Below are 6,000 nucleotides of genomic sequence, written 5' to 3' on the forward strand. Positions count from 1 at the left end.
AAAGTCTCAGAACGAACATTTCATCTTGCTGAAAAGACGCTGAAAATCTTGTGGTGTCCGGTTTCGGCCATTAGCGTCATCTGCACGGCGGATCGTTAGGGGGATCCGCTGACTCGCCGGACTTCGAACCTCGCCAACGCAAGCCAGCCCAGGGTTCGGGCCGGTGCTTCTGCCGATTCCGGCATTCACACCACAAGAAAGGGAAATACGATGTCCCAGGTAACGCAACCGCGTGTGCGTCGAGTGTGGGTGGTCCTTGGTGCGTCCGTTCTGTCATCGCTGCTGCTGGCCACGCCTGCGCTGGCCGGTGACGTCCAGCTCAGCGGCCTGCAGTCCGCGCCGACGCACCAGCGCTTCATCGTGAAGTACCGCGACGGTAGTGCGCCGGTGGCCAACACCACCGCACTGGCCTCTTCGCTGAAGAGTGCCGCCGCCGGCCTGGCCAGCAGCCAGGGCCGCGCGCTGGGCCTGCAGGAGGTCCGCAAGCTGGCCGTTGGCCCGACCCTGGTCAGGACCGATCGGCCGCTTGACCAGGCCGAATCCGAGCTGCTGATGCGCAAGCTCGCCGCCGACCCGAACGTGGAATACGTCGAAGTCGACCAGATCATGCGTGCGACGCTGACCCCGAATGACACCCGCTTCAGCGAGCAGTGGGGCTTCGGTACCTCCAACGCGTCGATCAACGTGCAGCCGGCCTGGGACAAGGCTACCGGCACCGGCGTGGTGGTGGCCGTGATCGATACCGGCATCACCAACCATCCCGATCTCAACGCCAACATCCTGCCTGGCTATGACTTCATCAGCGATGCCGCGATGGCGCGCGATGGCGGTGGCCGCGACAACAACCCGAATGACGAGGGCGACTGGTACGGCGCCAACGAGTGCGGCTCGGGCATCCCGGCCTCCAACTCCAGCTGGCACGGTACCCACGTCGCCGGCACTGTGGCGGCGGTGACCAACAACAGCACCGGCGTGGCCGGTACTGCGTTCAATGCCAAGGTCGTCCCGGTGCGCGTGCTGGGCAAGTGCGGCGGTTACACCTCCGACATCGCCGACGCGATCGTGTGGGCCTCTGGCGGCACCGTCAGTGGTGTGCCGGCCAACGCCAATCCGGCCGAAGTCATCAACATGTCGCTGGGTGGTGGCGGCAGCTGCTCCACCACCTACCAGAACGCCATCAACGGCGCGGTCAGCCGTGGCACCACCGTGGTGGTCGCCGCCGGCAACAGCAACACCAACGTGTCCTCGTCGGTGCCGGCCAACTGCCCGAACGTGATTGCCGTGGCGGCCACAACCTCGGCCGGTGCGCGTGCCAGCTTCTCCAACTACGGCACCGGCATCGACATCTCAGCACCGGGCCAGAGCATCCTGTCCACCCTCAACACCGGCACCACCACGCCTGGCAGCGCCAGCTACGCGTCGTACAACGGCACCTCGATGGCGGCGCCGCACGTGGCCGGCGTGGTTGCGCTGATGCAGTCGGTCGCGCCAAGCCCGCTGAGCCCGGCGCAGGTCGAAAGCATCATCAAGAGCACTGCACGCCCGCTGCCGGGCGCCTGCTCGGGTGGCTGCGGCGCCGGCATCGTCGACGCCAACGCGGCCGTGGCTGCGGCGATCAACGGCGGTGGCAACCCGAACCCGGGTGGCAACGTGCTGCAGAACAACGTGCCGGTGACCGGCCTGGGCGCCGCAACCGGTGCCGAGCTGAACTACACCGTCGCCGTTCCGGCCGGTAGCAGCCAGCTGCGCGTGACGATCAGTGGCGGCAGCGGCGATGCCGACCTGTACGTGCGCCAGGGCAGTGCCCCGACCGATACCAGCTACACCTGCCGTCCGTACCTGAGTGGCAACAGCGAGACCTGCACCATCAACAGCCCTGCCGCCGGCACATGGTATGTGCGGGTGAAGGCCTACAGCACCTTCTCGGGCGTGACCCTCAACGCCCAGTACTGAGCCCAAGTCCCTCTCCAAGGGCACGCCCTGGCTTCGGCCGGGGCGTTTTCGCTTCTGCAGAGCCGAGTCCATGCTCGGCTGCTCCGGCTGCCGACCGTTGTGCCACGCTGGCACGCGGTTGCCGAGCATGGCCCGGCACTACAAGGACAGTGCTCTGGCAGGTGCCGACCTTGGTCGGCACGCGGTTCCTCAGACCGACTCGAAGCGGTTCGCAGCCACGTTCTTGCGCACGTGCTGCGGGTCGAAGATCCGCCCGTTCATCGCGATGTACACGCCGCTCGGCAGCGACTGCACCGCACCGATCGCGCAGCCGATGTTGAACTCGGCATCCGAGCCGCGGAAGCGTGCCGGGCTCAGTGCGCCGGTCATCACGATGGTCTTGTCGGGGATCGTCGCCAGCACCTTGCCGGTGTGCACCATCGAGTCGGTGCCGTGGGTCACCAGGACGTGCCGGGTCGGCTGCGCGGCGATGGTGGCGCGGATCAGTTCGCGGTCCTCATCGTTGATGTGCAGCGAATCCTTGCGCAGGATCGGAATCACGTTGAAGCGGAACGTCACGCCCAGCTCGCGCAGGATCATGCCGATCTGCGGATCGCCGATCTGGTAGTCCGACTTGTCGTCGAAGTAGATCTTGTCGATCGTGCCACCGGTGGTGACGACCAGGAGCTCTTCCATCATGTGCATGCGCGAAACCAGGACAGGTACTGCGGCGCGGGGCCAGGAATGCAGATGATACGACCCAGCGGGCGCAGCGTCAGCGTTGCTTGCCGAAGCGGGCGCGCAGGCCGGGCAGGCTGGCGCTGAAGATCACCAGCAGGGCCAGCGCGATCTCGATCAGCGCCAGCCAGCGCGTTTCCGGGTGGCTCCAGGCGCTCATCACGCCGTGGCTGAACCAGCCCAGCGCCAGTACCGAGGCCCAGAATCCGGCCTTGCGCCAGCCCAGGCGCACGGCGATGGCCAGCGCCAGCGGCGGCGCGGTGAACACCAGCTGGGTCGCCAGCCAGTGCTTGTCATTGATGAACCAGCCCGCGAACAGCGCGGCCAGCCCCATCAGGGCCAGCAGCAGGACCGTGCGCGGCGCGGCGCTCATCGGGCCAACCGCTGCGCGATGCCGGCCACCCGGCGCCCCAGCGCGCGCGCCAGCACGGCTTCGTCGTCGGTCGGCTGCGGGTCGTCGGCGGCACCGGCTACGTGGCTGGCGCCATAGGGTGTGCCGCCACTGGTGGTATGGCTCAGCGCCGGTTCGGTGAACGGGATGCCGACGATCACGCAGCCATGGTGCAGCAGCGGCACCTGCATCGACAGCAGGGTCGATTCCTGGCCGCCATGCATGGATGCGGTGGACGTGAACACGCCGGCCGGCTTGCCGGACAGGGTGCCATTGACCCATTCGGCGCCCAGCCCATCCAGGAAATGCTTCACCGGCGCGGCCATGTTGCCGAAGCGGGTCGGGCTGCCGAGCAGCAGGCCCTGGCATTCGACCAGGTCCTGCACGCTTACATAGGGGGCGCCATCTTCGGGTACCGGCGGCTGCGCGGTCTGGGTCACTGCGGCCACCGGCGGCACCGTGCGCAGGCGCGCGGTCATGCCCGGCACTTCGCCGATGCCCCGCGCGATCTGGCGCGCCAGCCGTGCCACCGAACCGCCCCGGCTGTAATACAGCACCAGAATCTCGCCCATCGTGCCCGCTTCTCCTCGTCGTGTGGCCACCAGTATGGCTATCCTGCGAGCATTCCGCATCGGGTACCCTTCCACCGATGGAACCTTTGGATACGCTCAACCTGTGGATGGAGCGCGCGCGGGATCGCGCACGGGCCATCAGTTTCGGCCGCTTCCTGTGGCATCGCTTCCTCGACGACCGCCTGTTCCAGGCAGCGGCGGCGCTGGCGTACACCACGGTGTTCGCGCTGGTGCCGCTGGCCATCGTGGTATTCGGCGTGCTCTCGGCCTTTCCCGTTTTCGACCGCTGGAGCGATCAGCTCAGCGACTACGTGTTCTCCAACTTCGTGCCCTCCGCGGCGCGCGCGGCCGAGGGTTACCTGCGGCAGTTTTCGGCCAGTGCCGGCCAGCTGACGGCCGCCGGCTTCATCGCACTGGTCGCCTCACTGCTGATCACGCTCAACAGCGTGGAAGAGACCTTCAACCAGATCTGGCGGGTCGGCTCGAGCCGGCCCAAGCTGACCCGCTTCCTGGTCTACTGGACCGTGCTGACCCTGGGCGCGATGCTTGCCGCCGCATCGCTGGCAGTATCGGCGAGGGTGTTCGCGATGCCGTTGTTCGGTACCCAGGAGGGCCGTTGGTTGGCCGAACTGGCGCTGCGGCTGGCACCGATCCTGATCGAGTTCGTCTGCATCACGCTGATGTTCCGCGTGGTACCGCACCACACGGTGAAATGGCGGCATGCCGTGCCCGGCGCGATCCTGGCGGCGGTCATCCTTGAACTGGTGAAGTGGGGCATCGGCGCGTATCTGGGCAGCTTCCAGTCCTATCAGAAGCTGTATGGCACGGTCGCCTTCGTGCCGATCCTGCTGCTGTGGATCTACCTGTGCTGGGTGGCGGTGCTGCTGGGTGCGTCGCTGGCCTCCTCGATGGCCGCCTTCCGCTACCAGCCGGTCGAGCTGCGCCTGCCGCAGGGGTACGAGTTCTATGGGCTGCTGCGCCTGCTTGGCCGCTTCCAGCATGCACGGGCCAAGGGCAAAGGCCTGGCCGATGACGAGATCCTGCGGCTGGAGCCGATGCTGACCGATTCACTGCTGCAGGACCTGATCTGCAACCTGCAGGAGATCGACCTGCTGCGCCGCGATGAGCGCGGCGAGTGGCTGCTGTCACGCGACCTGGACCAGGTCAGCCTGGCCGATCTTTACGAATGCACCCAGCTGCGCATCCCGGTAGCCGAGCAGCACCTCCCGTACCGCGACGACAGCCTGGGCCGTGCCGCCTTGGCGGCGCTGGATGACCTGCGACTGCCCCTGCGCGAACGCCTGAAGCGCAAGGTCAGTGATATCTATACCAACTCTGGAGACACCCCATGACCCGCAAGACGTCGTTGCCGCTGCTGCTCCCGTTGACCCTGCTGCTGGCCCTGGCGGCCTGCAAACCGGCCCAGGAGCCGGCACCGGCCAGCAGCCAGCCACCGGCGCAGGCACCGACGCCGAGCACCCCGGCACCGGTCGAGGAAAACCCGGCCGAGCGCACCACCGCCGAGTTCCCGACGCTGAAGATGAAGGCGGTGGATGGCAGCGACTACGACCTAGCCGCGCATCGCGGCAAGTGGGTGGTGGTGAACTTCTGGGCCACCTGGTGCGCGCCGTGCCGCAAGGAAATGCCCGAGCTGTCGGCCCTGCATGCGATGCGTAGCAACATCGAAGTGGTCGGCTTGGCTTACGAGGACATCGAAGTGCCGGAGATGCAGTCGTTCCTGGCCAAGCATCCGGTGACCTATCCGATCGTGATCGTGGACCCGTTCGATCCGCCGGCCGACTTCGCCACGCCGCGTGGCCTGCCGCTGACGCATCTGCTGGACCCGCAGGGCAAGCTGGCGCACACGTTCCTTGGCCCGGTGACCGCCGCCGACATCGAAAAGCAGATCGCGGCTGCCAAGTAGTGGGTTTGTCGGCAGGGCCTGCGGCCCTGCACCCGCTACGAGCCAAGGCAACAGCAAGAGCAACAGCCGAAGCAACGGCGGGTCTCCTGAGGGATGGCGGGGTGGGTCCGGTTGCGGGGGCCGCTGCAAGTACGTCCATGTAAGCTCGGTCGCCGCATCCATGCGGCTCACGCCCCCGCAACCGGACCCACCCCGCCTTCGACAGTTCGCCGCGATCTGTCGGAATGCATGGCCTGCTCTTGGTGGGTGTCGACCCTGGTCGACACGTAGATCCACGCCATGCGTGGATGCTCTTCGTTCAATTGTCGAAATATTCGATTTCAATGGAGATTCATCCACGCATGGCGTGGATCTACCTCCGTCACCGGAAATCCGTCGGGGATGGGGGGGTGTGGGTTGGCAGGACCGTTGGCGCCATGGATGGCGCCATCGAGCCCCCATGG

Annotated in this window: 6 protein-coding genes; 3 read left to right on the plus strand and 3 right to left on the minus strand. The window is 66.7% G+C overall.

Going from position 1 to position 6,000, the window contains the following annotated elements:
- The first annotated feature begins 210 nt into the window (after positions 1-210).
- A complete protein-coding gene (locus PEM_RS02100) occupies positions 211-1,953 on the plus strand; it encodes a S8 family peptidase (protein ID WP_053501047.1) in 1,743 nt (580 codons plus the stop codon).
- Positions 1,954-2,142: 189 nt separating this feature from the next.
- Here the strand turns inward: PEM_RS02100 and PEM_RS02105 are convergent, their stop codons facing one another.
- The 3 genes from PEM_RS02105 to wrbA form a co-directional block, all read right to left on the minus strand.
- Positions 2,143-2,628 (minus strand): asparaginase domain-containing protein, encoded by a 486-nt coding sequence (locus PEM_RS02105; RefSeq protein ID WP_053501049.1) that lies wholly within the window; start codon positions 2,626-2,628, stop codon positions 2,143-2,145.
- A 79-nt stretch (positions 2,629-2,707) separates the two neighbouring features.
- Positions 2,708-3,043 (minus strand): DUF2069 domain-containing protein, encoded by a 336-nt coding sequence (locus PEM_RS02110; RefSeq protein WP_005415388.1) that lies wholly within the window; start codon positions 3,041-3,043, stop codon positions 2,708-2,710.
- Entirely contained in the window at positions 3,040-3,633 is a 594-nt protein-coding gene (gene wrbA / locus PEM_RS02115) for an NAD(P)H:quinone oxidoreductase (RefSeq protein ID WP_053501045.1), read from the minus strand. The genes PEM_RS02110 and wrbA overlap by 4 nt, the downstream gene beginning before the upstream one ends.
- 77 nt (positions 3,634-3,710) lie before the next feature.
- On the opposite strand from wrbA, the gene PEM_RS02120 reads away from it, so the two are divergent.
- Positions 3,711-4,985 (plus strand): YihY family inner membrane protein, encoded by a 1,275-nt coding sequence (locus tag PEM_RS02120; protein WP_111129196.1) that lies wholly within the window; start codon positions 3,711-3,713, stop codon positions 4,983-4,985.
- Positions 4,982-5,557 carry a TlpA disulfide reductase family protein gene (locus PEM_RS02125; RefSeq protein ID WP_111129194.1) on the plus strand — a complete coding sequence of 192 codons (576 nt, stop codon included), beginning with the start codon at positions 4,982-4,984 and terminating at the stop codon, positions 5,555-5,557. The genes PEM_RS02120 and PEM_RS02125 overlap by 4 nt, the downstream gene beginning before the upstream one ends.
- The last annotated feature ends 443 nt before the right edge of the window (positions 5,558-6,000 follow it).

Origin of the sequence: Stenotrophomonas sp. Pemsol (assembly GCF_003586545.1) — a bacterium.
In the GTDB taxonomy this organism is placed as follows: Bacteria; Pseudomonadota; Gammaproteobacteria; order Xanthomonadales; family Xanthomonadaceae; genus Stenotrophomonas; species Stenotrophomonas sepilia.